This window comes from Pseudarthrobacter sp. fls2-241-R2A-127 (assembly GCF_030209355.1).
Lineage (GTDB): Bacteria > Actinomycetota > Actinomycetes > Actinomycetales > Micrococcaceae > Arthrobacter.
The window spans coordinates 11,755-35,762 of the sequence record NZ_JARVSF010000008.1 but is presented as its reverse complement, the minus strand read 5'-3'; the positions used below and the strand labels follow the sequence as shown (position 1 = coordinate 35,762).

Sequence of the window (24,008 nt, the reverse complement as noted above, 5' to 3'; positions counted from 1 at the left end):
TGGGTGCACATGCATGAAACTGCCAGCAGTGAAGCCGCCGGGTCCTCCGGGCCGGTCCGCGTGTTCATCCTTGATGATCATGAACTTGTCCGGCAGGGCCTGAAAGACCTGCTCGAGGGCGAGGGTTTCGTGGTGGTTGGCGAAAGCGGCTCGGCAGCTGAGGCCACACGCCGCATCCCCGCCCTGCACCCCGACATTGCTGTCCTGGACGGACGCCTTCCCGACGGCACGGGGATCGAAGTATGCAGGGATGTCCGGTCCCTTGATCCGCGCCTGCGCTGCCTGATCCTCACCAGTTACGACGACGAGCAGGCCCTTCGCGGGGCTGTCCTCGCCGGCGCGTCCGGGTACATCCTGAAGCAGATCAGGAGCGATGACCTCCTGGCCGGAATCCGGAAAGCCGCAGCAGGGGAATCCCTGTTCGAGCCGGGCGTTGAGAAACGGATCATCGCAGGCCTTTCCACTGCCCCCACGGATCCCCGCCTGGACGGCCTGAGCACGCAGGAGAAGAAGGTGCTCGCGCTGATCGGCCAGGGCCTGACCAACAGGCAGATTGGCGATGAGCTGTTCCTGGCCGAAAAGACGGTCAAGAACTACGTCTCGTCCATCCTGGCCAAGCTCGGTTTCGAACGGCGGACGCAGGCCGCCGTCTACGTCACCCGGAACACCACGGAAAGCGCCTGAGCGGGCAAGCGCAATAGGGTTGCGGCGCTGCTGGGTGACCGCGTACTCAGGCCACGCCGGCGGACCACGTCACGGATGTTCCTTCGCCGGGGACGCTGCGAATGTCACAGCGGCCGTCAAGGAGCCCGGCGCGGTAGCGCATGTTGGCGAGCCCGCTTTCCTTGGCGGGTTCGTTGAAGCCGCGGCCGTTGTCATTGATGGACAGCTGCACCTCCGTGCCGGCAACGGTCAGGCTGACCTGGATCTCCTCCGCACCGGAGTGCCTTAACGCGTTGCTGAGGGCTTCCGAGAGTACCGGCAGCAGCTGGGCTGCCACGTCTTCGCTGACCGAATCCACCGGACCGTCCAGGGACACCTTGGGAATCAGGCCGTAGCTGCGCGAGCTTTCCCGGACAACCCGGAGGATCCGGCCGGTGAGGGGCTCCCGTTCCACGTCCGCGGTGCGAAGGGAGTAGATGGTGTCCCGCAGCTTGCGGATGGTGTCGTCAAGTTCCTTGGTGACCGCCGCGATCCGCTCATGGGCCACGGGGTCCATGGTGAAGCGGCGCAGGCTTTGGATGCTCAAGCCGGCGGCAAACAACCGCTGGATGACGAGGTCGTGCAGGTCGCGGGCAATCCGTTCCCGATCCGTCAGGAGCAGGTCCTGTTCGCGCAGGGCGCTCACGCGCGCCAGGTCCAGGGCCAGGCCCACCCTGCTCCCAAAAATCGAACTGGATTCGGCATCGGCCTGGGTAAATGCGGCAGCCCCGTGGGCACGGGCCAGCACCAGTACCCCATAGTCGCTCTTGCCGTGCCCCAGCTGACAGACAAGGACGGGCCCCAGTTTTTCCGCAATCCGAGGCTCAAAGACCTGCCGCGGATCCGCAGCCACGAACGCTTCACCGCTTTCGACGACGGCGGACACCGCGCTGGAGAGCATCAGTTCCTGCCCCGCCTGGAGGCCCTGCACGCCCAGGCACGAGCGGCCGTGAAACACGCCGTCGCCTCCCAGGACCCCGATCACGGCCGCCTCGGCTCCGGATACTTTAAGGGCGGTTTCGGCCACGATATCCAGGCTCTCCGCATCCCCGGTGCGGGGCGTCACGATCAGCCTGCTGCTCAGTTCCATGCCCGCCTCCAGCCATTGCTGCCGCCGGCTGCTGTCTTCAAAGAGGCGTGCGTTCTGGATGGCGACTCCGGCGGCGGCGGCCAGGGCTACCGCCAGGTCTTCGTCTTCCTGGGTGAAATCAACGCCGCCCTGTTTTTCCGTCAGGTACAGGTTTCCGAATACCTCATCCCGCACGCGGACCGGCACGCCCAGGAACGTCCTCATCGGCGGGTGGTTGGGTGGAAAACCGGATGCTATGGGGTGCTGGCCGAGGTCGTGGAGCCGCAGCGGCTTGGGTTCGCGGATCAGCAGCCCCAGGACACCGTGCCCGGTGGGCAGGTCGCCGATGGAACGGATCCCCGCTTCGTCGATTCCCACGGTGATGAAGTGGCTCAGCCGGCGGTCTTCGCCGATGACGCCAAGGGCCCCGTACCCGGCACCGACCAGGGCGCAGGCAGACCTCACCAGACGGTCCAGGACAGCTTCAAGGCTCAGGTCCTCCGCGACGGCAATAACGGCCGCCAGCAGGCCGTTGATCCGCTCCCGGGTATCCAGCAGTTCGTCCCCGCGGGCCGTGAAATCCCGCAGCAGGTCTTCCAGTTGGTCCCGCATTGGAGGGCGCCACGGCTGCTCAGTGCTCACGTCCCACCTCCGGCGGCAAAGCCTGCAGGGCAGCGGGCCTGTAGCGCAAATCAAGTGTTCGAAGACATCATCTGGGATTAGTCTAGGGGTCCGCGTCAACGGCAGGCATCCCCTGCAGGTGGCGCGACACCAACCCACCCCTGCCGGCCGTCAGCACCGGCGGGACCTTTTCCCCTACCGGCCGGATGACCACGGCCCTAGGCTACGGCCATGGATACAGCAGGAGCAGAATCGGAAATCAAGGAACTCGGTGTCCACGATTGTTGGAAACTCCTTCACTCCACGTCCATTTGCAGGGTCGCGTTCGTGGACGGGGACTCGGTTGAAAACATTCCGATGAACTTTGTCACCACCAACGGAACCCTGCTGATGCGTACGGGTGAGGCAACAAAGCTTTCCTCCTTCGACGGTACGGCAGTGGCCGTTGAAGCAGACGGCATGAACCAGTACGGGACCATCGCCTGGAGCGTCATCATCAAGGGGCACGCCGCCGTGGTTTCCGACGCGGAAGAAACCCAGGACGCCGTGGATACCGGACTTTCACCATGGCAGCCGGGCCAGAAGAACACGCTCATCCGGATTACACCGCAGGACATCAGCGGCCGGAGGTTCGTCATCGCGGCGCCAACACACTGGCAGCCGCCCCGGGAGCCCGCAACGGACTGACCATCACCGCACCAGGACCCCCCGTTCGCGCGCGCCCCGTCCACCCCCAACTACACCCAGAAGGATGGCCCGACATGGCACCTGCCAAGCCAATCGCCGTCGGCATCACCAACACGCCGGCGTCCGACGCTGCCCTGATGTGGGCCGCCGAGCGGGCCGCCAGGCTCAAGGCTCCCCTCGCCATCCTCAACGTGGTGGACGACCGGTGGATGGCCTCCGAGGTGCTGCCCTACTTTGAGGTGTTGCGCGAGTCAGGCCTGGGCCTGTTGAAGGAGGCCGGCGAGAAGGTCAGCGCCGCTTGCCCGGGCTTGGCGATGTCCCTGCAGCTCCTCGAAGGAGGCGTGGGCTCGGCATTGGGCGCGTACTCGAAAGAGGCCGCCATGCTTGTCCTTGGCACCAGCGGCCACTCACGCGGCGCGCTGACAGACCGTGCCCTCCAGGCCGCCGCCACGGCGGAATGTCCGGTTGCAGTCATCGGCGAAGGGCAGGAAAACGGCCGCGGCATCTTCGTTGGGGTGGACGGTTCCGAAGAATCGACGCAGGCCATGGCCTATGCGGCCGCCGAGGCTGACGTCCTCGGCGAGGAGCTGACAGTCCTCTACGCGTTCACCGGCCCCCACCGCTGGATCGCGGCGGGCCTGCCCTCAAGCGGTTTTGCCACCCACGTGCTCGAAGAGGAGCAGATTGTCCTGGCGGAAACCGAAGCCGGCCTGCGGCAGGACTACCCCGACCTCGCAGTGCACACGGTGATGGAAACCGTCGTCGAGCCGGCGGATGCCCTGGTGCGCGCCGCCGCCGGGGCTCGCCTGCTGGTGCTCGGCAGCCGAGGCAGGGGCGGCTTCGAGCGGTTGCTCCTGGGCTCCACAGCGCACGCGGTGCTGGCACAACCCCCTTGCCCCACCGTCATCACGCGGATGCACCCGCCGCAGCACCACGACTGAGCCGACCGCTTGGTGGAGCATGCCATGCCGGCAGCCGGGGAAGCCGGGCAATCCGCACCCGAAGTGGACGCCCGCCGTGCCCTGGAAGGGCTGACCACGCGTGACGTCCTGGAGCGGACCGCAGCCGGCCGGATCAACAGCGTGCCTACGGCCACCAGCAGGACAGTCCGGGAAATCATCCAGGCCAATGTATTCACCCTCTTCAACGCGGTAGTGGGTGGCTGTTTCATCCTGCTGTTCGTCCTGGGGCAGTGGCGTGACGCCCTGTTTGGCTTGTCGGCCATCAGCAACTCGTTGATCGGGATTGTCCAGGAGTACCGGGCCAAGCGTTCACTCGACCAGTTGGCCATTACGCAGGCGGCCACGAACACAGTGATCAGGAACGGCGCACGGGAACGGATCCCGTCGACCGGACTGGTCCCCGACGACATCGTGGTGCTTGCCGGCGGCGACCAGGTCACAGCTGACCTGCTGCTGCTGGGCGGAGCCTCCCTTGAGGTGGACGAATCCTTGCTGACCGGCGAATCCGAACCGGTTCCGAAGGTTGACGGCGCGGTCCTGCTCTCCGGATCGCTGATCCTGGCCGGCAGTGGCCGGGCGGCCGTGCTCCGGGTCGGGCCGGAGACCTTCGCCTACCGCCTCGCGGCCGAGGCCCGCCGGTTCTCACTGGTCACATCGGAAATCCGCAGGGGCCTGGGGAAGGTGTTCGTTGTCATCACATGGTTGCTGCTGCCCACCGCGCTACTGCTGATGAACGCCCAGATGCAGGACCGCGGCGGGTGGGCGGGCGCCTTCGGCTCAGGGCGGTGGATCCCCGCTGTGGTGGGGGCCGTGGCGGGGATCATGGCGATGATCCCCCTTGGGCTGCTCCTGATGACCAGCGTGGCATTCGCCGTTGGCGGCCTCCGGTTGGCAAGCAAAAAGGTCCTGATCCAGGAACTGGCGGCCGTGGAAGTGCTGGCGAGGGTGGATGTCCTGTGCCTCGACAAGACAGGCACGCTGTCCTCGGGCTCCATGGTGTTCGACGCCGTCCATGACCAGCGGGGCTTTCCGGAGGCCCGCTGGCAACCGGTGCTGGAATGGTTTGGGGCCCAGGCGGAGGGCGGCAGCACCGCCGCCGCAATCGGCGCGGCCTTTCCCACGACGGCTCCCCTTGCGGAGATGGCTGCCGTCCCCTTTTCCTCCGCCCAAAAATGGAGTTCGGTCACCGTGGGTCCGGAGTCCGGCGCCGCCGGAACATGGATCCTCGGCGCGCCGGACGCAGTCCTCGGAGATTCCCCGGGCTGCGCCGAGGCACACCGGGAGGCGGGGGCACTGGCCTCCACGGGCCTTCGGACGCTGGCCCTGGCGTATCTCCCGGGGACGCTGCCGCCAGACGCGGCAGAAACCGGACTGCCGCCGGTCCTGGCGCCGGTGCTGCTGGCGACGTTCCGCGAGAGCATCCGCGCGGATGCCGCCGCAACACTGGACTACTTCCGCCGGCAGGGCGTGACCGTCAAAATAATCTCTGGTGACGATCCCAGGACGGTGGGCGCCCTGGCCCGCGGAGTCGGATTTGGAAACGGGGTCGCGTACGACTCCCGCCACCTTCCCGATAATCCGGCCCTGCTGGAGGAGACGGTGGAAGCGCAGAGCCTCTTTGGCAGCGTCACGCCGTCCCAGAAACGGGACCTGGTGAGTGCCCTGAAGCGGAAGGGGCACACGGTGGCCATGACCGGGGATGGCGTGAACGACGTCCTGGCACTGAAGGAGGCGGACCTTGGCATCGTCCACTCCAAGCACCAGCTGGGTGAGGTCGTTGGACCCGATGGAGAAGCCGTCAAAGCGCTTCGCGAATTCTTCGGCCAGGATCACATTGGATGGGATCTCACACATCATGTAGAGCTGCAGGCCCTCTGCGCCGCGGACCAGGCCGTGCTCCGCCATCGCTTCGATGACCTGGTCCGCTTCGCCCACGGTGCGGCAGAAGGGGACCATGACGATGACGTTCCGGAATCCTGCCTGTTCCCGGACCCGTTTGAGGGCGTTGCACTCGAGGGCGAACCCTTCCCGGTAGTGGCTGCTGTAGTAGCGGGGGGCACCGCGGAAGCCGATCATGGGGTTTTCCTCGGGACGTTCGAAGAAGCTGCCGCCCACCAGGTGGCTGTATTCGTTGCTCTTGAAATCGCTGAGCCGGACGATCACCGGCTTGGGATGGAAAGGGGCGGCGATCTTGGCGATTCCCGTGGCCAGCACGTCCACGAAGTACTCCTGCGGGTCGTCGTAGCCGCTGGTGAGCTGCCGGATGAGGTCCGCTTCCTGCGGGTCGGTCACTTTCTCCGGGTGCACCAGTGCCATGGGGTGGACGCGGATCAGGCTGTTGATGATGAACTCCATCCGGGCCAGTCCCACCCCGGCTGCGGGCAGCCGCCACCATTTGAACGCGGCGGCCGGGCTGGCAATGTTGATCATCACCCCCGTGCGGGTTGCGGGAAGGCCAGCCATGTCCACGTCCTCCACTGAGTACTCCAGCAGTCCTTCATAGACGCGTCCCTCCTCACCCTCCGCGCAGGACAAGGTGACCGGGGCGCCGTCGGGCAGTATCTCCGTTGCGTTGCCCGTCCCAACGACGGCGGGCACGCCAAGCTCACGGCTGACGATCGCCGCATGGCTGGTGGTCCCGCCGTGGTCGGTGATGATCCCGGCGGCCCGCTTCATCACCGGCACCCAGTCGGGGTCGGTCATCCGGGTGACCAGCACGGAACCGTCAACGAAGGACTCGATGTCCTTCGCGTCCCGGATGACGCACGCCGCACCCTTGGCGATGGCATCTCCGATCGCTGCTCCGGTTGCCAGGACCGGGCCGGGATGCAGGAGGTGGTAGGTCCGGAAGGTGGAAGTGCTTCTGCGCGCCTGGACCGTTTCCGGCCGCGCCTGCACCATGAAAAGCTCCCCGGTCAGCCCGTCCTTGGCCCACTCCATGTCCATGGGCCGCCCATAATGCTGTTCGACGGCGGCAGCCCACCGGGCCAGGAGGACAATTTCCGGGTCGCCCAGTACCAGCGAACGCCGTTCGCGTTCGCTGGTGTCAACTGTCCGGGTCCGTGCGTCACCGCCTTGGCTGTACACCATCTTGCGTTCCTTGGCGCCAACGGCCCGTTCAATCACCGGACTGAACCGCGGGTCGGCCAGCAGCGGCTTGAACACCTGGTATTTGTCCGGGTTGATGGTCCCCTGGACCACCGTCTCCCCCAGTCCCCAGGCCGCGCTGATGACCACGACGTCGGGAAAGCCAGTCTCGGTGTCAATCGAAAACATCACCCCGGAGGCGCCGAGGTCGGACCGGACCATCCTCTGGACGCCCACGGACAAGGCGACATCCAGGTGGTCGTATCCCTTCATCTCCCGGTAGCTGATGGCACGGTCGGTGAACAACGATGCGTAGCAGCGCCTGCAGGCATCCAGGACGCCCCGCTCGCCTGCCACGTTCAGGAAGGTCTCCTGCTGGCCGGCGAAGCTGGCGTCCGGCAGGTCCTCTGCAGTGGCGCTGCTTCGGACGGCCACCGGCACCTGGGCCTGCCCGGTCCGGCTGCACAGGTCGCGGTAGTGTTCCTGGATGTCCGCGGCGATGGCGTCAGGAAAACTCGCCTGCAGGAACAGTTCACGGATGGCCGCGCCCGCCTGCCGGAGCGTAGCCCGTCCGGAACGCTGGTCATCCACGTGCTTCCGGATCCTGGGCTCCAGGCCGTTGGCGGCCAGGAACGTCCGGTAGGCTGCGGCGGTGGTGGCGAACGCCTCGGGAACCCGCACCCCGGACGATTGAAGGGAGCGGCTCAACTCCCCCAAGGATGCGTTCTTGCCTCCCACTGACGGTATGTCCGCGAGCCCGGTGTCTTCGATCCAGGTGACATTGACGTTGGCCAGGACGGCTTCTGAGGGGGCAGTCATGGCTCGATTCTGGCCTCCGCCCGGCAGCGCAGGCAGAGTCTTTGGTCCCGGCGCCCGCACGGCGGAGCGAGGGTACTCACGCCACGGAGTGCGCCCGGGGCGGCCGCCGGCGGTTCCGGACAGCTTTGTGGATCCAGTCGGCCGCCAGGACCGCGGGGGCGGCCAGGAGCGCAAGGGCAATGCCCATGGGCGTGGGCGGGGCCTGGCCCAGCGCTCCCGCGATATACGGCAGGTAGAGGCATGCTGCCAGGATGGCCAGTTCGGCCAGCACGGCCCACACCAGCAGCCTGTTTGTCGCCCAGCCAAGCGTCCACGGCGGCACCGTGGCGCTCCGGCATGCAAAGGCATTGGCGAGCTGCCCCAGGACCACTGCCATGAAAGCGGCCCCGGATGCGGCCGCAAGGAGGCCGGGCGCCGGCGGCTGTCCCCGGGTCCAGCCGCCGACGGCGAGGACCGCCGCGAAGACAGCCATTTCCGTGACGGCTTCCACCGGCCCCAGGATGCAGAAGACCCGGATGATGAGCCGCCGGTCCATGAGGTGCCGGCGTTCAGGGGGACGGGAAAGGACCCGTTTGCCCGGTGACTCCGCTCCGAGCGCCAGTGCCGGCAGCAGGTCGGTGCCAATGTCCAGGGCAAGGATCTGGAGTACCCCCAGTGCCAACGGAAACTGGCCGCCGGAAAGCGCCCAGATGACGAACGGGGTCAGTTCGGCCACGTTGTCGGTCAGGTGGTAGGTCAGGAAGCGGTGGATATTGGCGTACGTGGCACGGCCCTGCTCGATGGCTGCGACGATGGTGCCGAAGTGGTCATCAAGGAGCACCAGGTCCGACGCTTCCCGCGCCACGTCGGTGCCGCTGAGCCCCATGGCCACGCCGATATCGGCTTCGCGGAGGGCGGGGCCGTCGTTCACGCCGTCGCCGGTCATGGCCACCACGTGCCCGCGGGCCTGCAGCGCCCTGGCGACGCGGAGCTTCTGCTCGGGCGAGACCCTGCTGACCACCACCCCGTCCCGGTCCAGGAGGGCCCCCAGGACCTGCTCGTCCTCGGGCAAGTCCGAGCCCTCCAGGACACATTCGGGCGATCCGATCAGGCCGATCTGGCGGGCAATCGCCGCCGCTGTTCCAGGGTGGTCACCGGTAATCATGGCGATTTTCAGGCCGGCCCGACGCGCAGTGCCGATCACGTCGGCCACATCGGGGCGGGGCGGGTCCTGGAGGCCGATCAGGCCGAGGAGTTCCAGCCCGGTTTCCAGTTCAGCGGGCGAGTTGGACTGCCACATTGCCGGGACTCCCCCGAGTCTCCGCCGCGCCACGGCAATGACGCGCAAGCCACGCGACGCCATCACTTCCACCTGTTCCTTGACGTTCGGGGGCACGGAGCCGCAGACCGGGAGCACGGTTTCGGGGGCCCCCTTGCAGAACAGGTCCGGTCCCACAATGGCGGATTCCCTCCGCCGCGCCGGGTCAAAAGGCAGCCGGCGCGCAGGGGCAACCCCTGGCGCGGTTCCCGTCAACCTGCGAGCCAGGACGTCCAGGGCCGCCTCCATCGGATCGCCCTGGGCCCGCCATTGCCCGTCGTGCAGTTCGGCCCGTCCCTGTGACGCCGCCCGTGCTGCGAGCGCGGCGGCCGCCGCTTTGTCCACGCCGGGCCCCTGCACGTCGGCGTCGGGGCCATAGCCGTCGCCCGTCACACGGACGGAGCCGTCGGCGGTGAAAACCTCGACGGCGTTCATCCGGTTCTGGGTCAGGGTGCCGGTTTTATCGGTGCAAATGAATGTTGTGGATCCGAGGGTTTCGACTGCTTCGAGGTTGCGCACCAGTCCATTGCGCGCAGCCATCCGTTGCGCACCCATGGCAAGGGAGAGGGTCACGGTAGGCAGGAGCCCCTCCGGGACCAGCGCCACGGCAACACCAATGGCGAACAGGAACGAATCGCGCCACTGGAATCCCACCAGCAGTGATGCGAGGAAGAAGACGGCCGCGATTCCCAGCGCCATCGCCGCGGTGACCCGGACGATCCGGCGCAGTTCCAGGGACAGTGGCGTCGGGGGTGAAACCGCTTTGCTGGTGAGCTCGGCGATCCCGGCCAGCCTGGTGTTGGCACCCGTCGCGGTAACGGTGGCTTCCCCGTAGCCGTTCACCAGGAAGGTGCCGCCCCAGACCTGGTCCGCCGCCGCTTTGGGGACAGGTTCGCTTTCGCCGGTCAACATCGATTCATCCACCGCGCACGCCGAGGCCGCCACGAGGACCATGTCAGCGGGCAGCCGGTCACCGGCAGCGAGCAGTACCACATCGTCCACCACCAGTGCGCTGGCGTGGACCTTCCGTACTTTCCCGTCCCGCCGGACCATGACGTCGGCCGGCAGCAGGGCGCGCAGCTTGGCGGCGGCGTGCTGGGCCCGTTCCTGCTGGATATGGGCGAACACCCCGTTGACGATGACGACGACGACGATCGCCACGGCCAGCTGGGGCATGTCCGCGATAAAGGCCAGCCCTGCGGCGCACCAGAGCATGAGGGCGAAGAAGTGCGTCATCTCGCCCCAAAGCTTCCGCCATTGCGGGACGGGTTTTTCCGTGGGGAGCTGGTTGGGACCGGCCCGTTCCAGGAGTTGCGCGGCCCGCTCAGACGTCAGGCCCTCCGCGGTCCTCACACAGCGTCCGCCTCCTGGCCCACCAGGAGCACCGGGCAAGCGGAATGGGCCGCGCATGCCTTGGTGACGGAGCCCATGGACTGCTTGAGGAGGCCGCCCTCTCCGTGCCTTCCCACCACCAGCATCTGCGCCCGCCGGCTCTCGTCCACCAGCACCTTCCCCGGGGGCCCGAACTTGACGCTCACGTCCACGTTCTCCGGCCGCTCGCCCGGGAAGGCCCTGCCCAGGGCGTTGTCCACGAGGCGTTCGGCAGCGTCCTCAAGCCTCGCGGTGAACTGCCGGTCCGCCCCTTCGAGGCGTGAGGTCACCAGGTAATCGGGCATCCCAACGCACGTTATGACCTCAAGGCGGGTCCCCAAGCGGGCTGCCAGCTTGCCGGCATACCGCAGGGATGCGGAGGAAAATTCGGAACCGTCCACGCCCACGATGACGGGCTTGGCCACTGTCTCTGCGCTCATACCACCACGTTCCCGGCTGGTGCATCCAGTGGGAAGGGCCAAAGGTCACGCGGGCGGGGAGACCGCACCGCGGGCACGCACACGACGCCAGAAGCCTGCAGTTCGCGCCGGGTCAGCACCATGGAGGGCGCGCAGGCCGTTGAGGATGGTGGCCAGGTCCACCAACTCCTGCAGCAGGGCGCCGGCTACGGCGGGAATGTATCCGGTCATGGCGATGGCCATCAACACGAGGCTGAGCAATATGCCCGTCCAGATGCTCACCAAGGCCACACCCACCGTCCGCTTGCCGATGGCAACCGCCTGGGCCACCTTGGAGAGGTCATCGAGCATGATCACCACGTCCGCAGATTCACTGGCCGCCGTTGCTCCCTTGGCGCCCATGGCGATTCCTACTTCGGCGGCGGCCAGGACGGGGGCATCGTTGACGCCGTCGCCCACCATGACCACCGGGCGTTCCCGGATGGCGGCCACCGTGTTGACTTTGTCCTCCGGCAGGCATTCGGCCCGTACGCGGCCGATTCCCGCTTCCTCGGCAATGTGTGCAGCGGTTGCCTTGGCGTCCCCGGTGAGCAGCATGGTGTTCCGCACTCCCAGGGCGTGCAGCTGCGCCAAGGTGTCCACGGCGTTGCGGCGCAGCGGATCCTTCATGACCAGCGCGCCGGCGTATTCGCCGTCCACGGCCACGTGGATGGCCAGCTGGCCGCTGTGGACCGGTGTTTCACGGAATCCGGTGGACAGGCTGCCGACCAGGCTTGCTTTGCCCACCACCACGCGCCGGCCGCCGCAAACAGCTTCCACCCCGTGGGTGGCGGTCTCGGCCGCCTGCTGTACCGGCAGGAGCACCAAATTGGCGGACCGTGCCGCCTCGATCACCGAACCTGCCAAAACATGCGAGGAGTATTGCTCAGCAGAGGCGGCCAGCTGCAGGATCCGTTGGCTGCCCAGGGCCTCCCCTTTGCCCGGCGCCACCCGCACCTCGTCAAGGACGGGACGCCCGGAGGTCAGGGTACCGGTCTTGTCGAACACCGCTGTCTGCGCCTTCGCAAGTTGCTCGAGCGTCCGGGTGTTCTTGATGATGATGCCCTTGTGCGCGGCCTGGCTGGTACCGGCCAGGAAGGCCACCGGCGCCGCGATCAGGAGCGGGCAGGGAGTGGCCACCACCAGGACCTGGGCAAAGCGGAGCGCTTCACCTGACAGGAACCAGGCCGTGGCGGCCATGGCCAGCGCCAGGAGGGTGAAGGGGACCGCGTACCGGTCAGCGAGCCGGACCACGGGTGCCCGGCTGTTTGATGCCTCTTCGACCAAGGCGATGATGCGGCTGTATTGGGAGTCGGCCGCGGTGGCCGAGGCACGCATCCGGATGGCTGCCACACCGTTCACCGAGCCGCTGAGGAGCACCTGCCCCCGGATGTGTTCCACGGGAAGGCTCTCGCCCGTCAGCGAGGATTCGTCGAGGCTTGCCGTTTCGGACAGAAGAGTGCCGTCCACCGGCACCAGCTCCGAGGGGCGGACTACCAGCACGTCCCCCGGCGCCACGTCACCGATCGGGGTATCTTCGAGCTCGGCGCCGGTCCCCTCGCGGTGAGCAAAGCGGGGTGCCCGGTCCAGCAGGGACCGCAGTTCCCGGGCTGCACGGCCTTGGGCGAAGTTCTCTAGCGCCTCCCCGCCGGTGAGCATGAGGATCACCACGAGGGCGGCCAGGTATTCACCTACTGCCACGGTGCTGGCGATAGCCGTCAAGGCCAGGAGGTCGATCCCCCAACGCCCCTCCCGCAGGGCACGGACCATCCCGCCGGAACGCAGCACCACGATCACGGCGGCGTAGGCGGAAGCGAGGATGCGGACCTGCAGTTCCAGGCCGAATTGCAGCAGCACCAGCGTGGCCGCCAGGAGCAGACAGGTCAGCGCGACGACGGGGTACCGCTTGGTGAAGCGCCACGCCTTCCCCAGGGGTGACTTCGCAGGCAACTCGGCGTCAACGCCCTCAAGGCGGCCGCCGGATGCTGCGGGCGGGGCGTCCGGCTTCCTCATTCAGGACACTTCGGTGCCGGGTACCTGTAGTGATCACGCATAGAGCCGAAACTACCGGGCCGCCCCCGCTGGGGGTAGGGCATTAGGACCCCGGCCCCTGGCCTGCCTTGCGTTTAGGGTCCTATGGCACTGTGAGGCCGCCGGCGCCGCGGGAAGGCTGGTGGCATGAACGGAAACGGGCCTGAACCACGAAAGATCCACGTTACCGAGCAGGCTGTCGCAGTGGTCCGCGAGCGCGTCCCGATGGACGCCTTGACAGACTTTTTTGGCCGGGCCTTCGGCGCTGTGATGGCGGCTGTCCAGATGCAGGGCGCCAGCCCGGCCGGGCCGCCGTTCGCGCTGTACCACGGAATACCAAGCGAATCTGTTGATGTAGAAGCGGGTTTCCCCATCGCAGGACACTTTCACGGCACAGGCGAGGTAACCAGCGGGACGCTTCCCGACACGGATGCCTTTGAGGCCATCCACAGCGGTCCTTACGACACCCTGGGCACCACCTACGATGCCATCCGGCAGCGTATGGAAGAAGACGGCGCCACACCCGCCGGGATTGTGTGGGAGTACTACCTGAGCGATCCGGAGAAGCAGCCGGATCCGGCCACGTGGCAGACCAGAGTGGTCTGGCCTGTTGCCTAAGGCAGGGCAGACGCCGGCCATCAACCCCCGGTGCGGGTGAAGGACAGGTCCCACGGCTGCGTGCCATGGCCGGTTTCCGACCATCCGTCGCGGGCTATCTCCCGGCACAGTTGGCGGAGGCTGGCCTGCAGGCCCGGGGCCCACTGTTCCTCAAGAGGTGTCCGGTTCAGCGGCGGCCCGGGGAACGTGTCGCTGACGTAGAGCCGACGGCCGTCGGCCTTGCCTACGAACCGGAACTGCGTGCTCCCATACTGTGAGCCGAGTGTGTAGAGGATGCGGGCCCACCACTTGCGGGATGCAGCGTCCTCCAGCTCCACCCGGAGCTGTTCGGTATTGGCGGGGTTCTCGCCCATGTCGTCCTTATTCATGCCGGTCATCGGTCTTCCGTCCAGTCAGGCCTGCAGTCTTGCAAGGACCGGCGCCACAGAACAGGGCACTTAGTACCTCTTTGGGTGAACTAAGGGAACCCGCATGGCAGCCGGGCCGAATGGCACTGTCTACTCCGGTGCCCCCAGTGGCAGAGTCGAGGCATGGAGAGGCCTGGCGCCGGATCGCACTGTTCCGGCTGCCGGGCCGGCCCGGCAGCCGGAACCGGCCAACCGGGACTTTGGGCCCTAAACGCCGGCCCGAACCCTCTGGGATGGTGGTCTGGGCCGGTACACCACGCCCGGGTTGTGCATCCGCGCCGATGGGCCGGACAACGGCCAATCCAGCCCCGACCGAGGCAGGAATCCCTGAGGAGCAAAAGGCTTATGGCAGGTATGTTCGAACTGTTTGCAGATGACGACTCCCTGATCCGGTTCCGGCTTGTGATGCCGGACGGCCACGTTCTGGCTGTCTCCGGCCCATTCACGGACAAGCGTTTGGCGGCCGCGGCCATAGAAGAAGTCCGGGAATGTGCAGGGACCGGACTGATCCGTGACGTGGTGCCGCCCCCGGACTTGTCCTTGCTCCGGCAGCACACACCCGGTACACCATTCGGCGCGGGATCGACCGGCTCGGTTCGCTTGGGGTCGCATAGGCCTCCCCGGACACCGCCCCCCGGAACTAGAAGCTTGACGAACTGCCCGACCCGGAAAAGCTCCCGCCGGTGCTGCTACCCGGTAGTGCCGCCACCACCCCTGGCCGAGTTGACACTTCCGATGCCGCCGGTGAATCCGGAATTGAAGGTGGCGACCGAGAAGAACTGGTAGGTGGGATAGCACGTGCCAAGGATGCTCGGTTCGTACGTACGCTGCCCGCGGCGGGTGGGGCCTTCGTGGGCGGCGTCCATTTGCTCCCGCATCAATCGCGTCTCGCGATCATTCCTGGCAAACCCCTCGATGACCGTTTCGGCGTGCTTCTCCAACAGCTCCGAGAGCCGGGAACGTGCGGCATAGAGCCGGTCCAGTGCCTGCTCCGGCGTGATGGCCCGGTCCGCCAGATCGGCGGTCCAGCCTTCAATCTCCCGCAAACTCTCGTCCCGGAAGGACCGAAGGGCCGCCGCGCTGGCGGAATCGCCTTGTCCGTGGCGTTTGGCCAGGAGCTGTTCCAGGCCGCCCAGGTCCGTGCGGAACGGTGCAAGCTGCCGGTCCCAGGCCGTTGGCCAGGTGGCGGCGCGGTTCAGCAGGGCGTTGCTGTCCGCGATGACGTCGTCCAAGGCGTCCAGCTGGGCCGCTTTGTCGGCGAAGTCGCGGGCCAGGTTGAGGCTTTTCCGCCGGCTCAGCGCTCGCCGCGGGAGCGCATGCACCTGGTTGGCCAACTCTGTGGTGGCTGCGTAGCGGCTCAGGAAAGTGCGGTGCTTCTCGAGGACCTGGCTGCCATAGCGTGAGGATTCGGGAATGGTGCCCGCGTTCAGCTCCGTGAGCTCCAGGTCCATGCTGACGTTGGCGTAGCTCCGGTCCCCCCTCGCAATCTGCTTGCGGCACCTGGCCCGGGTCACGCCGCGGACTGTAAGCCATGCGGCTGCGCCCAGCGCCGCCAGCCCGCCCGTTACCCACGATGTGATGAGGAACCCGGTGGACCGGTGCCAGGGCTGGTTGATGAGCTCAGCCGCCCGGCGGATGCCGGCCACCGTACCGTCGGTCCACTGGGCATCGCGGAGCAGGTCTTTCGACGCGTCCTGGATGTCGGCGCGCTGCTCCAAGGACACTTTCCGGTCCTCACCCATATACGTGCCTACGTGGCGGCCCACAGGATCGAGCGCGAAGATGAACAATCCGTCAGCCCATTTCTGCCCGTCAGGACTGATCCATTCAGGGTGTCTGGACCTGGCGAACGCGAGGACTGTTTCGTTGAGGTTGTCGGCCGCGGTTCCGTTGTAGGTGAAGACTGCCACCCGGGTGGGTTCGTAGAACTGGATGCGTTCGACCGCAGGCACCAGGGTGTTCAGGTCAAGCACCCCGGCGGTGTCCTCCACAATGACGGCGACGGGCGCGTCCGCGGCGCTCGCGGCCGGCACCCCCGCCAGGACGGCACCCAGGGCGAGCATGATCACGCCAATCCGGTTGGCCAGAGTGCCCATGTCCCTCTCCTCACTGCCTTGAATAAGGATGGAACCGGAGGGCGGGGCGGCCAAAGAGCCGAAGGTCCCGTGCGTACGGGCCGGCCGCGAGGACGCGGCGCCCTCCCGGCCTCCGGCCGTACCGCCGCCTAAGCTGGTCTGGTGACCCCTGTACCCTCCCCCGGCGCGCTGGACGTCGTCGTCCATTCCGGGCCCGCTGACTGGTGGGTCATCCTTGCCGGACTCGGTCCGCTGGCCGTACTCATCGCGGCACTGCTGGCCTTCTACATCAATTGGCGGACGCTGAAGCAGCGGACCGCCGCGGACAAGACGTCCCTGGACCAAAAGCGCGAAGCGGACGCCAACGCCCTGCAGCAGAAGACTGCGGCGGACAGCCGGGCCGAATGGTGGCGACGGACCCAGTGGGCCCTGGACAGGGCGTTGGACCCGGATGAAGGAACAAAAGCCCTGGGGCTTGCCACCTTGGAAGTGCTGGCCAGGAGCGAGCTTGCGCGCACCGAGGAGCTCGAGTTGTTCGATATTGCCTGGAAGAGTGTGTCCGGGGACGAGAATGGGGACGACGCCGAGACCGACACGGGCTCCGGGCAGGAACGGGCCGTCGTGGACGGCCACGCCGACTTGGGTGAGAATGGAATGACGGATGAAGACAGTACCAGGGAGGTTGGACCATGAGCGCGACGTCGCCTGAACACGGTTATGTCCACGTCCCCCGAAACACCGCTGCCGCATCCGGCCAGAAGAAAGCCACCCCGGCCGAGCACCGCGTCCAGGTCGCTGCAGCCAGGCTCCGGGTCACGCTCGATGAACGGCTTGGGCGCGAAACACCCGCCAAAACCAAGGCGCTGGCCAAGGAACCGATCTAAATCCCGCTGCACGGTGGGGGCCTGCGACGCGCGCCCGGGTCAGGTGCGCGGTGGCTGCTGTAATACTGGCCGCGGACGCTGATTCCCTGCGCCGCCGGAACTACCATTCCGCCGTCGAACAGGTAGCGACGTACGGCCGGTTCGTGGACCGCTGGAACCTCGATTCCCGGCCGGCAGCAGGCCCGGGAACTGAAGCCTGGCTGGTGCTGTGCCGCAGCAAAAGCCAGGGCAATGGCCTGATTGGCCACGGACTGGTGCTGTCCGAGCCCTGCCTGGTCCCCGCAGACGGCAATGCCGCTGACGCCGGCTGGTTCATCACCGTGGTTTTCGATTCCCTGCTGCCCCTTGGCGAAGAAACCGGCCCCGGCGTCATCGAAGCGGTCCTTCCGGAGGAATTCCCCGCCGACATGTCCGGACGGTCCCTGCTGTCGGTGCCACCGGCGTCCGAGGCCGCCCTTCACAGGTTGTGGCGTGACCACGGTCCGGCGACGCCGGATCCCGATGAACTGCCAGGCGGAACCTTTCCCCCGGAGGCCGTCCGCCATGCCCAGGTAAACCGCTACGAGCGGGACCCGGATGCGCGCAGGTTGTGCCTGGCCTTCCACGGCACCTCCTGCTCGGCCTGCGGCTTTTCCTTCGAGGCCGCCTACGGTGAGGCCGGCACTGCCATGGTCGCCGTGCACCACCTGGTTCCGGCGGAGATGCTCGGCAACGGTTACCAGCTTGATCCGGTTGCCGATCTCGTCCCGCTGTGCCGGAACTGCCACACGGTCGCGCACAGTGAGAACCCGCCCCGGACGGTCGCCGAACTGCGTGCCATGGCCGCCGCTTCCGGCCACGTGACGGGCCACGTGGCCGGCCCGTCCGAACTCCAGGCGCAGGCGGATGCGCGGCGGATCCTTGGAAGCGGCCCGGCGTAGGGTTTCGCAGGACTATGTTGGGACCATGGCAACGCTTGGCAGGAGCGAGCACGGGGACAATCCCGAAGAGCTTGGCCGTGCCCGGGTGGACGCGGCCGCACTGCTGGATGCGGCGTTGGGCGACGTCGACTGGGCAGTCCCGCCATTAGGCTCAGTACGCTTCAGCATCGACGCACCCAGCGGCAAGCTTGCCGCCATGGCGTTGGGCGATCCGGGTGACCCGTGCGTCGTGCTGGTCCCCGGCGCCACAGGCTCGAAGGAGGACTTCTCCCTGATGATGCCGGACCTCGCCGCGGCCGGCTACTTTGTTGTGGCCTACGACCTTGCCGGCCAATACCAGTCAGCCAAAGCGGGCCCGGAGAACCTGGTTCCGCCCCGCAGCCATTATGACTACCGCTTGTTCGTGGATGACTTCGTTGCCGTCCTGGAGACAACGGCCACGCCTGTTCATGTGGTGGGGTACTCATTCGCGGGCATCATTGCCCAGCTTGCCTGTGTGGAGCGGCCCGGACTCTTCCGGTCCCTGACACTGCTGGGCTGTCCCCCTGAGCCGGGGCAGAGCTTCAAGGCGGTGAGCAGGATCGGCCGGTTCAGCACCTGGGTGAACGGCCGGGCAGGGGCCGCCCTGCTGATCTGGGGCATCCGCAGCGGCCGGGTGGCGCGGGTCCCACGGGGCAGGCAACGGTTCGTGAACTACCGGTTCCGGTTCACCCGCCGCGCCTCGGTCCGGGACATCTACACCCTCATGCAGCGCGTTCCGGATGTCCGGCGTGAGCTGGCGGAGTCATCCCTCCCCAAGTTCGTGGCGGTCGGCGAGCATGACCTGTGGCCGCTAAGCCTGCACCGTCAGTTCGCCCAGGCCATCAAGGCCCGCATTGGGGTGTACCGGGGTGGCCACAGCCCCTGCGAAACGTCTCCGCACGAGTTCAGCCGCGACCTGCTGGCCCTGTACGCCAAGGCCGGGGAAGCGTAACGTCCGGCTCATTGCCTCCTGCCCGTCAAACAGCAGCCGTGCCGCAGGGCTGCATTAACGGATGCCGGCCGCGCGCAGGGTCCGGGCCAGCTCCCCAGCCGCTGCGTGCAGGGTCTCCACGGTTTTTGCGATGACGTCATCGGTGGCAAGCTCGATCGGCATGGAGCAACTTATGGCATCCGTGCCGGGGATTCGGTACGGGACCACCACGCTGACACAGCACAGGCCAACCGTGTTCTGTTCCCACTCCACTGCATGCCCGGTTTTCCTGAACTCGGTCAGCTCTGCCTGCAGCGCAGCAAAGTCGGCCACGGTGTTGGGGGTCAGCGGCGCGTAAGGTCCCGTGCCAATCCGCTGCCGCACCTCTTCATCGGTGTATTCGGACAGAATGGCCTTTCCCAGCGCCGTCACCTGGGCCGGCAGCTTGCGGCCCACCCGGGAAGAAAGCCGGCGGCGGTCCACTGCCTGCCGGGTGGCCAGGTAGATCACATCCGAACGGTCCAGGCGGGCGTAGTGGGTGGTGAAGGTGGTCGCATTGCGGACCTTCTCGAGGACGCCGGGGACATGTCCCATCACAGGATCCCGGTCAAGGTAGGCGGTGCCACACAGCAGTGCATGCGTGCCGATCCGGTAGGCGCCTTCCGGTGTCTGCTCGATCCAGTTGAGCTCAAGCAGGGTCAGCAGGAGCCAGTGCAGGCTGGAGCGCGGATATCCCGTCAGCTTGAAGATCTCCGCGGTGGTCAGCGGTTGCGGGGCCGCCGCCACCAGTTCGAGGATCGCGATGGTCCGCTCGGCGGACTTCACCAGCTTCACGTCGCCGCCGGGCGCCTCCCCGCGCGGACTCTCCTGTACCCCGAGTGATGCCACCTGTGCTCCCCCTGTCGCCGCAGCTCCGGCATGCCGCGCGTTCACTTGGCAGCCAGGTGCGGGTAGTTGTCTATTCCCAGCTTATGGTCACTGCCGGCCCAGGCGCCGCCAAGGAGTGCCGCCCAATTGTCGGGAGTCGCGGTGTCAACGTCACCGGCGAATACCTCCGCGTTGTCCCGGGGCTTAAATCCGATGGCACGGCCGGCTTCCAGGTTCGCCCACCCGCGGGTGTTGTCAGATACCGCCCACACGACATGGTGCCCCGGGGCACCCGCATCGCTGAGGGCCGCCTCGACCAGGCGGAAGGAATCGGCCGGGGAGAGCCACGAACCGAGCGTCCGCACGTTACCCGGCCGTTCACCTCCGGTCCCGATCCGCGCACTGACCACCTTCATGCCGAACTTGTCTGCATACAGGCTGCCCAGCGCCTCTACGGCGGCTTTGCTGACGCCGTAATAGGTGTCCGGTCGCGGCGCCAGGACAGTATTGCCCGCAGCCGCGTGCGTCGGATGGAAGCCCACAGCATGCGTGGAGCTGGCCAGGAGGACGCGTTCGACGCCGTTGCGGCGGGCCGCTTCAAGCGTCACCTGGGTGCCCGTGATGTTGGTGGACACAAGCTCCTCCCAGGTCTTCTCGCGGTGCAGGCCGCCCCAGTGCACAACCCCGGTAACGCCTGCCAGGGCCGCGTTCATGAAGTCGGGGTCCGTCACCGATCCCACGTATACCGTCTCATGCGCGCGGGGCTGGGGGGCCTCCACCAGGTCCAGCAGACGGACAGCGTAGCCGGCGTCGGCCAGGTAGGGCCGCAGCAGCGTGGCCATCATTCCGGCACCCCCCGTGACGGCAACAGTGGGGGGAGTTGATGTTGCGGCCAAGTTTCCTCCAGTGGTTGACAGCCTGTGACCATGATCATACTCTCATGAAGTACGTTTCACATGGTAACAGTTATTTATATATGTAAAAAGGAGAATCAGAGTGGATTCGAAGTTGAAGTCCCGCTCCCGGGCCGCGCTGGCGCTGTCCCTCGCTTCGGCTGCCTTGCTGACCGGCTGTGGCAGCGGATCCTCGGCACCGGCGGCGAAGGATGATGGACAACCCATCGAGGTGTGGGCTCGTGCGGGCACCGATGCCGCCACCACCTACTCCGCACTGTTCAAGGAGTTCACAGCCAAGACGGGTGTGCAGGTCAACTTCCAGGGCGTCCCGGACCTGGACCAGCAGCTCCAAACCCGCGCGGCGTCCAAGAAACTGCCGGACATCGTCATTAACGACTCCGCGGCCCTGGGCAATTACACATCGCAGGGCTACCTGCAGAAAATCGATAAGTCGTCCGTCGCGGGCAACGACGCGATCCCTGATTCCCTGTGGAAGGAAACCCAGGGCCTGGACGGATCCACCTACGGCGTTCCGTTCTCCCGCCAGACCATGGTGACCCTGATCCGCAAGGACTGGCGCGAAAAGCTTGGCCTGCCCGTTCCCAAGACGCAGGAGGACTTGGCGAAGCTGGCTGCTGCTTTTGCCACGCAGGATCCGGACGGCAACGGCCAGGCCGACACCTATGGCATGACTGTTCCCGGATCCACGGAGCGCGGCTACTTCGGTTGGTGGGCCTCCTCCTACCTCTGGCAGGACGGCGGGGCCTACCTTAAGGACGACGGCAACGGGAAGTATTCCGCCTCCGCATCCGGAGCGCAGGCGGGAGTCACCTGGATCAAGCAGCAGTTCTGCACCCCGGGCAATACCCAGCCGGGTGCCCTCACGGCTGCCACGAGCGCCGCAACCCCCTTCTTCCAGACCGGTAAAACGGGCATCATCCTGACCGGTCCCTATAACTTCTCGTCGTTCGATGCTTCGCTCGGCAAGGACAAGTACGAGGTCATCGAAACCCCGAAGGGCAGCAAGGACAACACCGTCCTGGCGGAAGGTGAAAACATCTACGTCACTGCCACCAATGGCAAGAAGGACCAGACCAAGCAGGTCATCGACTTCCTCGTTTCACCCGACGGGCAGAAGGCCGGCATGACCGCCGGCAAGCAGCCGATCGTCCGGGTTCCGGTGAACTCCGGCGTCGACGCCGCCGCCGTCTACAACGATCCGCGCTGGACCGTGGTCCAGGATGCGTTGAAGAACTCATCGAAGTCGTTCCCGTCCGCCATCAACTTCGTCCCGATCAAGCAGGCCGCCGCTGAAGCGCTGAACAAGATCGCCTCCGATTGCGCTGCAGACAATGTTGCCTCCGGACTCAAGGACCTTGACACCGCCATCAACAACGAACTGACAAGCCAGAACGCGAAGTCATGACCACTGCCCCAACCAAACCAGCACGGTCGCTGACCCGGGCCCCGGATACCGGCCAGGCACCGGCTCGCAGGAAGCTCCGCAACAGCAAGCAACTCCTGGCCATCTGGCTCTTCCTGGTGCCGGCGGCCGTCCTGGGCCTCTACTTCAAGTTCATCCCCATGGTCGAGGGCATCCGGCTGAGCTTCTTCAAGGTCCAGCCGTTCCTGGGCGACGTGTTTGTCGGCCTGGACAACTACGTCAGCGTGCTGACAGATTCCCGGTTCATGGAAGCCCTGGGCCACACCGTGGTCCTCGGCGTGACCCAGACACTGGGCGCACTGGTGGTCGGGTTTGCCTTGGCCCTGCTTCTGGAAGGGCAGGCCCGGTCGTTGTGGATCCTTCGCACCACCATCTTCCTTCCCGTCGTCACGGCCCTGGCCGTCGTAGGCGAAATCTGGCGGATCCTGTACTTTCCCACCGCTGACGGACCGCTGAACAGCATCCTGGGCTGGCTGGGACTCGGTCCCATGCAGTTCCTCAACGGCACGGACACGGCACTGTGGTCCATCGCCGTCGTCGGTATCTGGAGCGGTGCGCCCTACAACATGGTGATCATCCTGGCCGGCCTCACCGGCGTGGACCGTTCGCTTTACGAATCCGCCGGAGTGGACGGCGCCAGCATCTGGCAGCGGCTGCGGTACATCACCCTGCCCGCCCTGCGCCCGTCGCTGGTTATTGTCCTGACCCTTGCCGCCATCCGAAGCCTTCGCAGCTTCACCGAGGTCTACGTGCTCACCGGCGGCGGCCCCGCCGGGTCCACCGAAGTCTGGATGACGCGCATGTACTCACTCGGATTCCAGCGCAATGACATCGGCGTGGCGTCGGCAGCGGCCGTCCTCCTGCTGGTGGTCACCCTGCTGCTCACCGTAGGAACGCAGCTTCTTGGCAAAAGGAAGGCAGCACGATGACGCAAACCATTTCCCGCCCCAAAGCGCGCGCAGCCAAACCGTCCGCGGGCGCCCGGTTCGACACCGCCCTTGGCTGGTCTCCCCGGCTGGGACCGAACATGGTCCTCCGCATCCTGCTCTGCGTGCTCGTCTTTTGTATCTTTGCGCTCCCCTTCGTAGCCATCATTTCCGGAGCCTTTGACCGGAATTCCAGCCCCACGGACATATCACTGCTGCCCAAGAGCTTCACGTTGCGGAACTTTGAAGCCGCCACGCAGCAAGGGCTGTGGGGGTACCTGCTGAACTCCCTGGTGGTGGCCGGCGGCGGACTCCTGCTGCAGATGACAGTTTCCGTCTTCGCCGCCTACAGCCTGAGCCGGAAGAAGTTCCGGGGACAGGCACTGGTGCTGCTGCTGGTCCTGTTGACCATGATGCTGCCGGAAGAGATCATCGGCATTCCGCTGTCCCTGGTCCTGGGAGACTTGCCGCTGCTGGGCATCAGCCTGCGCGGCTCCGTCCTGGCCGTCATCCTCCCGGTGGGCATCTGGGGTTTCTCCATCTTCATCATGAGTGAATTCATGAAGGAGATCCCGGGCGAGATCGAAGAGGCCGCCCGGCTGGACGGGGTGGGCGAATTCCGGATGCTGTTCACCATCATCCTCCCCCTCTGCAAACCCGCCCTCGGCGTGATCGGAATCTTCGGCTTCATGATGGTGTGGGACCAGTACCTGCTGCCCCTGATCGCCGCCAACGACCCCAGCAACTACACCCTGACCGTCGCCCTCTCGGTGCTCCGCAATGACACCACGGTGGGACCCGGAGTGCTGCTGGCGGGCGCCTTGATGGCCATGATTCCAAGCCTCCTGGTCTACCTCTTCCTGCAACGCTCCATGATCCGCGGCATCACCTCGGGCGCCACCAAGGGATAGGGCG

The 24,008-nt window shown here is 66.5% G+C and carries 20 protein-coding genes and 2 pseudogenes; 13 read left to right on the top strand and 9 right to left on the bottom strand.

Annotated elements, in window-relative coordinates:
• Positions 1-9: 9 nt before the first annotated feature.
• Positions 10-684 carry a response regulator gene (locus QRN53_RS04765; protein ID WP_285242872.1) on the top strand — a complete coding sequence of 225 codons (675 nt, stop codon included), beginning with the start codon at positions 10-12 and terminating at the stop codon, positions 682-684.
• 46 nt (positions 685-730) lie between these two features.
• Here QRN53_RS04765 and QRN53_RS04760 read toward each other — a convergent pair whose 3' ends face one another.
• Positions 731-2,383: a sensor histidine kinase gene (locus QRN53_RS04760; protein ID WP_285243224.1), complete on the bottom strand. Its 1,653-nt coding sequence runs from the start codon at positions 2,381-2,383 to the stop codon at positions 731-733.
• Positions 2,384-2,623: 240 nt separating this feature from the next.
• Here QRN53_RS04760 and QRN53_RS04755 point away from each other — a divergent pair, with 240 nt between their 5' ends.
• The 3 genes and pseudogenes from QRN53_RS04755 to QRN53_RS04745 form a co-directional block, all read left to right on the top strand.
• Positions 2,624-3,079, top strand: a complete 456-nt coding sequence (locus QRN53_RS04755; RefSeq protein ID WP_285242871.1) for a pyridoxamine 5'-phosphate oxidase family protein — start codon at positions 2,624-2,626, stop codon at positions 3,077-3,079.
• A gap of 74 nt (positions 3,080-3,153) precedes the next feature.
• Entirely contained in the window at positions 3,154-4,020 is an 867-nt protein-coding gene (locus tag QRN53_RS04750) for a universal stress protein (protein WP_285242870.1), read from the top strand.
• A gap of 24 nt (positions 4,021-4,044) precedes the next feature.
• Positions 4,045-5,718, top strand: a pseudogene (locus QRN53_RS04745) (HAD-IC family P-type ATPase); the annotation flags it as partial.
• Positions 5,719-5,787: 69 nt separating this feature from the next.
• Here the strand turns inward: QRN53_RS04745 and ppsA are convergent.
• The 4 genes and pseudogenes from ppsA to QRN53_RS04725 form a co-directional block, all read right to left on the bottom strand.
• Positions 5,788-7,947 (bottom strand): annotated as a pseudogene (gene ppsA, locus QRN53_RS04740) (phosphoenolpyruvate synthase); the annotation flags it as partial.
• Positions 7,948-8,023: 76 nt separating this feature from the next.
• Complete coding sequence (locus QRN53_RS04735) at positions 8,024-10,597, bottom strand: cation-translocating P-type ATPase (protein WP_285242869.1); 2,574 nt, start codon at positions 10,595-10,597, stop codon at positions 8,024-8,026.
• Complete coding sequence (locus QRN53_RS04730) at positions 10,594-11,055, bottom strand: universal stress protein (protein ID WP_285242868.1); 462 nt, start codon at positions 11,053-11,055, stop codon at positions 10,594-10,596. Before QRN53_RS04730 ends, QRN53_RS04735 begins: the two co-directional genes overlap by 4 nt.
• 45 nt (positions 11,056-11,100) lie before the next feature.
• Positions 11,101-13,086, bottom strand: coding sequence for a heavy metal translocating P-type ATPase (locus QRN53_RS04725; protein WP_285242867.1), 1,986 nt, complete (start codon positions 13,084-13,086; stop codon positions 11,101-11,103).
• A gap of 165 nt (positions 13,087-13,251) precedes the next feature.
• Here QRN53_RS04725 and QRN53_RS04720 point away from each other — a divergent pair, with 165 nt between their 5' ends.
• The gene (locus QRN53_RS04720; RefSeq protein ID WP_285242866.1) at positions 13,252-13,722 is read left to right on the top strand and encodes a GyrI-like domain-containing protein; all 471 of its coding nucleotides are present in this window, start codon (positions 13,252-13,254) and stop codon (positions 13,720-13,722) included.
• Between the two features lie 20 nt (positions 13,723-13,742).
• On the opposite strand, the gene QRN53_RS04715 is transcribed toward QRN53_RS04720, so the two are convergent.
• Positions 13,743-14,099, bottom strand: coding sequence for a hypothetical protein (locus QRN53_RS04715; protein ID WP_285242865.1), 357 nt, complete (start codon positions 14,097-14,099; stop codon positions 13,743-13,745).
• 153 nt (positions 14,100-14,252) lie between these two features.
• On the opposite strand from QRN53_RS04715, the gene QRN53_RS21770 reads away from it, so the two are divergent.
• A complete protein-coding gene (locus tag QRN53_RS21770; RefSeq protein ID WP_350224158.1) occupies positions 14,253-14,915 on the top strand; it encodes a YegP family protein in 663 nt (220 codons plus the stop codon).
• Here the strand turns inward: QRN53_RS21770 and QRN53_RS04705 are convergent.
• Positions 14,819-16,225, bottom strand: coding sequence for a DUF5129 domain-containing protein (locus tag QRN53_RS04705; RefSeq protein ID WP_285242864.1), 1,407 nt, complete (start codon positions 16,223-16,225; stop codon positions 14,819-14,821). The genes QRN53_RS21770 and QRN53_RS04705 overlap by 97 nt on opposite strands.
• A 141-nt stretch (positions 16,226-16,366) precedes the next feature.
• Between QRN53_RS04705 and QRN53_RS04700 the strand changes: the two genes are divergently transcribed.
• Genes QRN53_RS04700 through QRN53_RS04685 form a run of 4 tightly spaced genes read left to right on the top strand, consistent with a single transcriptional unit; the run spans position 16,367 to position 18,981 of the window.
• Positions 16,367-16,897 carry a hypothetical protein gene (locus QRN53_RS04700; RefSeq protein ID WP_285242863.1) on the top strand — a complete coding sequence of 177 codons (531 nt, stop codon included), beginning with the start codon at positions 16,367-16,369 and terminating at the stop codon, positions 16,895-16,897.
• Positions 16,894-17,088: a hypothetical protein gene (locus QRN53_RS04695; RefSeq protein ID WP_285242862.1), complete on the top strand. Its 195-nt coding sequence runs from the start codon at positions 16,894-16,896 to the stop codon at positions 17,086-17,088. The genes QRN53_RS04700 and QRN53_RS04695 overlap by 4 nt, the downstream gene beginning before the upstream one ends.
• A 50-nt stretch (positions 17,089-17,138) precedes the next feature.
• Positions 17,139-18,008: an HNH endonuclease gene (locus tag QRN53_RS04690; protein ID WP_285242861.1), complete on the top strand. Its 870-nt coding sequence runs from the start codon at positions 17,139-17,141 to the stop codon at positions 18,006-18,008.
• A gap of 25 nt (positions 18,009-18,033) precedes the next feature.
• Complete coding sequence (locus tag QRN53_RS04685) at positions 18,034-18,981, top strand: alpha/beta fold hydrolase (RefSeq protein ID WP_285242860.1); 948 nt, start codon at positions 18,034-18,036, stop codon at positions 18,979-18,981.
• Between the two features lie 54 nt (positions 18,982-19,035).
• On the opposite strand, the gene QRN53_RS04680 is transcribed toward QRN53_RS04685, so the two are convergent.
• Entirely contained in the window at positions 19,036-19,848 is an 813-nt protein-coding gene (locus tag QRN53_RS04680) for an IclR family transcriptional regulator (protein WP_285242859.1), read from the bottom strand.
• 41 nt (positions 19,849-19,889) lie between these two features.
• A complete protein-coding gene (locus QRN53_RS04675) occupies positions 19,890-20,723 on the bottom strand; it encodes an NAD-dependent epimerase/dehydratase family protein (RefSeq protein ID WP_285242858.1) in 834 nt (277 codons plus the stop codon).
• A gap of 100 nt (positions 20,724-20,823) precedes the next feature.
• Between QRN53_RS04675 and QRN53_RS04670 the strand changes: the two genes are divergently transcribed.
• The 3 genes from QRN53_RS04670 to QRN53_RS04660 are packed head-to-tail and all read left to right on the top strand — an operon-like array spanning position 20,824 to position 24,004.
• Positions 20,824-22,149 carry an ABC transporter substrate-binding protein gene (locus QRN53_RS04670; RefSeq protein ID WP_285242857.1) on the top strand — a complete coding sequence of 442 codons (1,326 nt, stop codon included), beginning with the start codon at positions 20,824-20,826 and terminating at the stop codon, positions 22,147-22,149.
• Positions 22,146-23,096, top strand: coding sequence for a carbohydrate ABC transporter permease (locus tag QRN53_RS04665; RefSeq protein WP_285242856.1), 951 nt, complete (start codon positions 22,146-22,148; stop codon positions 23,094-23,096). Before QRN53_RS04670 ends, QRN53_RS04665 begins: the two co-directional genes overlap by 4 nt.
• Positions 23,093-24,004 carry a carbohydrate ABC transporter permease gene (locus QRN53_RS04660; RefSeq protein ID WP_285242855.1) on the top strand — a complete coding sequence of 304 codons (912 nt, stop codon included), beginning with the start codon at positions 23,093-23,095 and terminating at the stop codon, positions 24,002-24,004. The genes QRN53_RS04665 and QRN53_RS04660 overlap by 4 nt, the downstream gene beginning before the upstream one ends.
• Positions 24,005-24,008: the final 4 nt, after the last annotated feature.

Excerpts from the sequence above, each read along its gene's own strand:
- QRN53_RS04765 (WP_285242872.1), top strand. The coding sequence starts at position 10 with ATGCATGAAACTGCCAGCAGTGAAGCCGCCGGGTCCTCCGGGCCGGTC.
- QRN53_RS04755 (WP_285242871.1), top strand. The coding sequence starts at position 2,624 with ATGGATACAGCAGGAGCAGAATCGGAAATCAAGGAACTCGGTGTCCAC.
- QRN53_RS04730 (WP_285242868.1), bottom strand. The coding sequence starts at position 11,055 with ATGAGCGCAGAGACAGTGGCCAAGCCCGTCATCGTGGGCGTGGACGGT.
- QRN53_RS04750 (WP_285242870.1), top strand. The coding sequence starts at position 3,154 with ATGGCACCTGCCAAGCCAATCGCCGTCGGCATCACCAACACGCCGGCG.
- QRN53_RS21770 (WP_350224158.1), top strand. The coding sequence starts at position 14,253 with ATGGAGAGGCCTGGCGCCGGATCGCACTGTTCCGGCTGCCGGGCCGGC.
- QRN53_RS04760 (WP_285243224.1), bottom strand. The coding sequence starts at position 2,383 with ATGCGGGACCAACTGGAAGACCTGCTGCGGGATTTCACGGCCCGCGGG.
- QRN53_RS04705 (WP_285242864.1), bottom strand. The coding sequence starts at position 16,225 with ATGGGCACTCTGGCCAACCGGATTGGCGTGATCATGCTCGCCCTGGGT.
- QRN53_RS04720 (WP_285242866.1), top strand. The coding sequence starts at position 13,252 with ATGAACGGAAACGGGCCTGAACCACGAAAGATCCACGTTACCGAGCAG.
- QRN53_RS04725 (WP_285242867.1), bottom strand. The coding sequence starts at position 13,086 with ATGAGGAAGCCGGACGCCCCGCCCGCAGCATCCGGCGGCCGCCTTGAG.
- QRN53_RS04715 (WP_285242865.1), bottom strand. The coding sequence starts at position 14,099 with ATGACCGGCATGAATAAGGACGACATGGGCGAGAACCCCGCCAATACC.
- QRN53_RS04665 (WP_285242856.1), top strand. The coding sequence starts at position 22,146 with ATGACCACTGCCCCAACCAAACCAGCACGGTCGCTGACCCGGGCCCCG.
- QRN53_RS04695 (WP_285242862.1), top strand. The coding sequence starts at position 16,894 with ATGAGCGCGACGTCGCCTGAACACGGTTATGTCCACGTCCCCCGAAAC.
- QRN53_RS04660 (WP_285242855.1), top strand. The coding sequence starts at position 23,093 with ATGACGCAAACCATTTCCCGCCCCAAAGCGCGCGCAGCCAAACCGTCC.
- QRN53_RS04685 (WP_285242860.1), top strand. The coding sequence starts at position 18,034 with ATGGCAACGCTTGGCAGGAGCGAGCACGGGGACAATCCCGAAGAGCTT.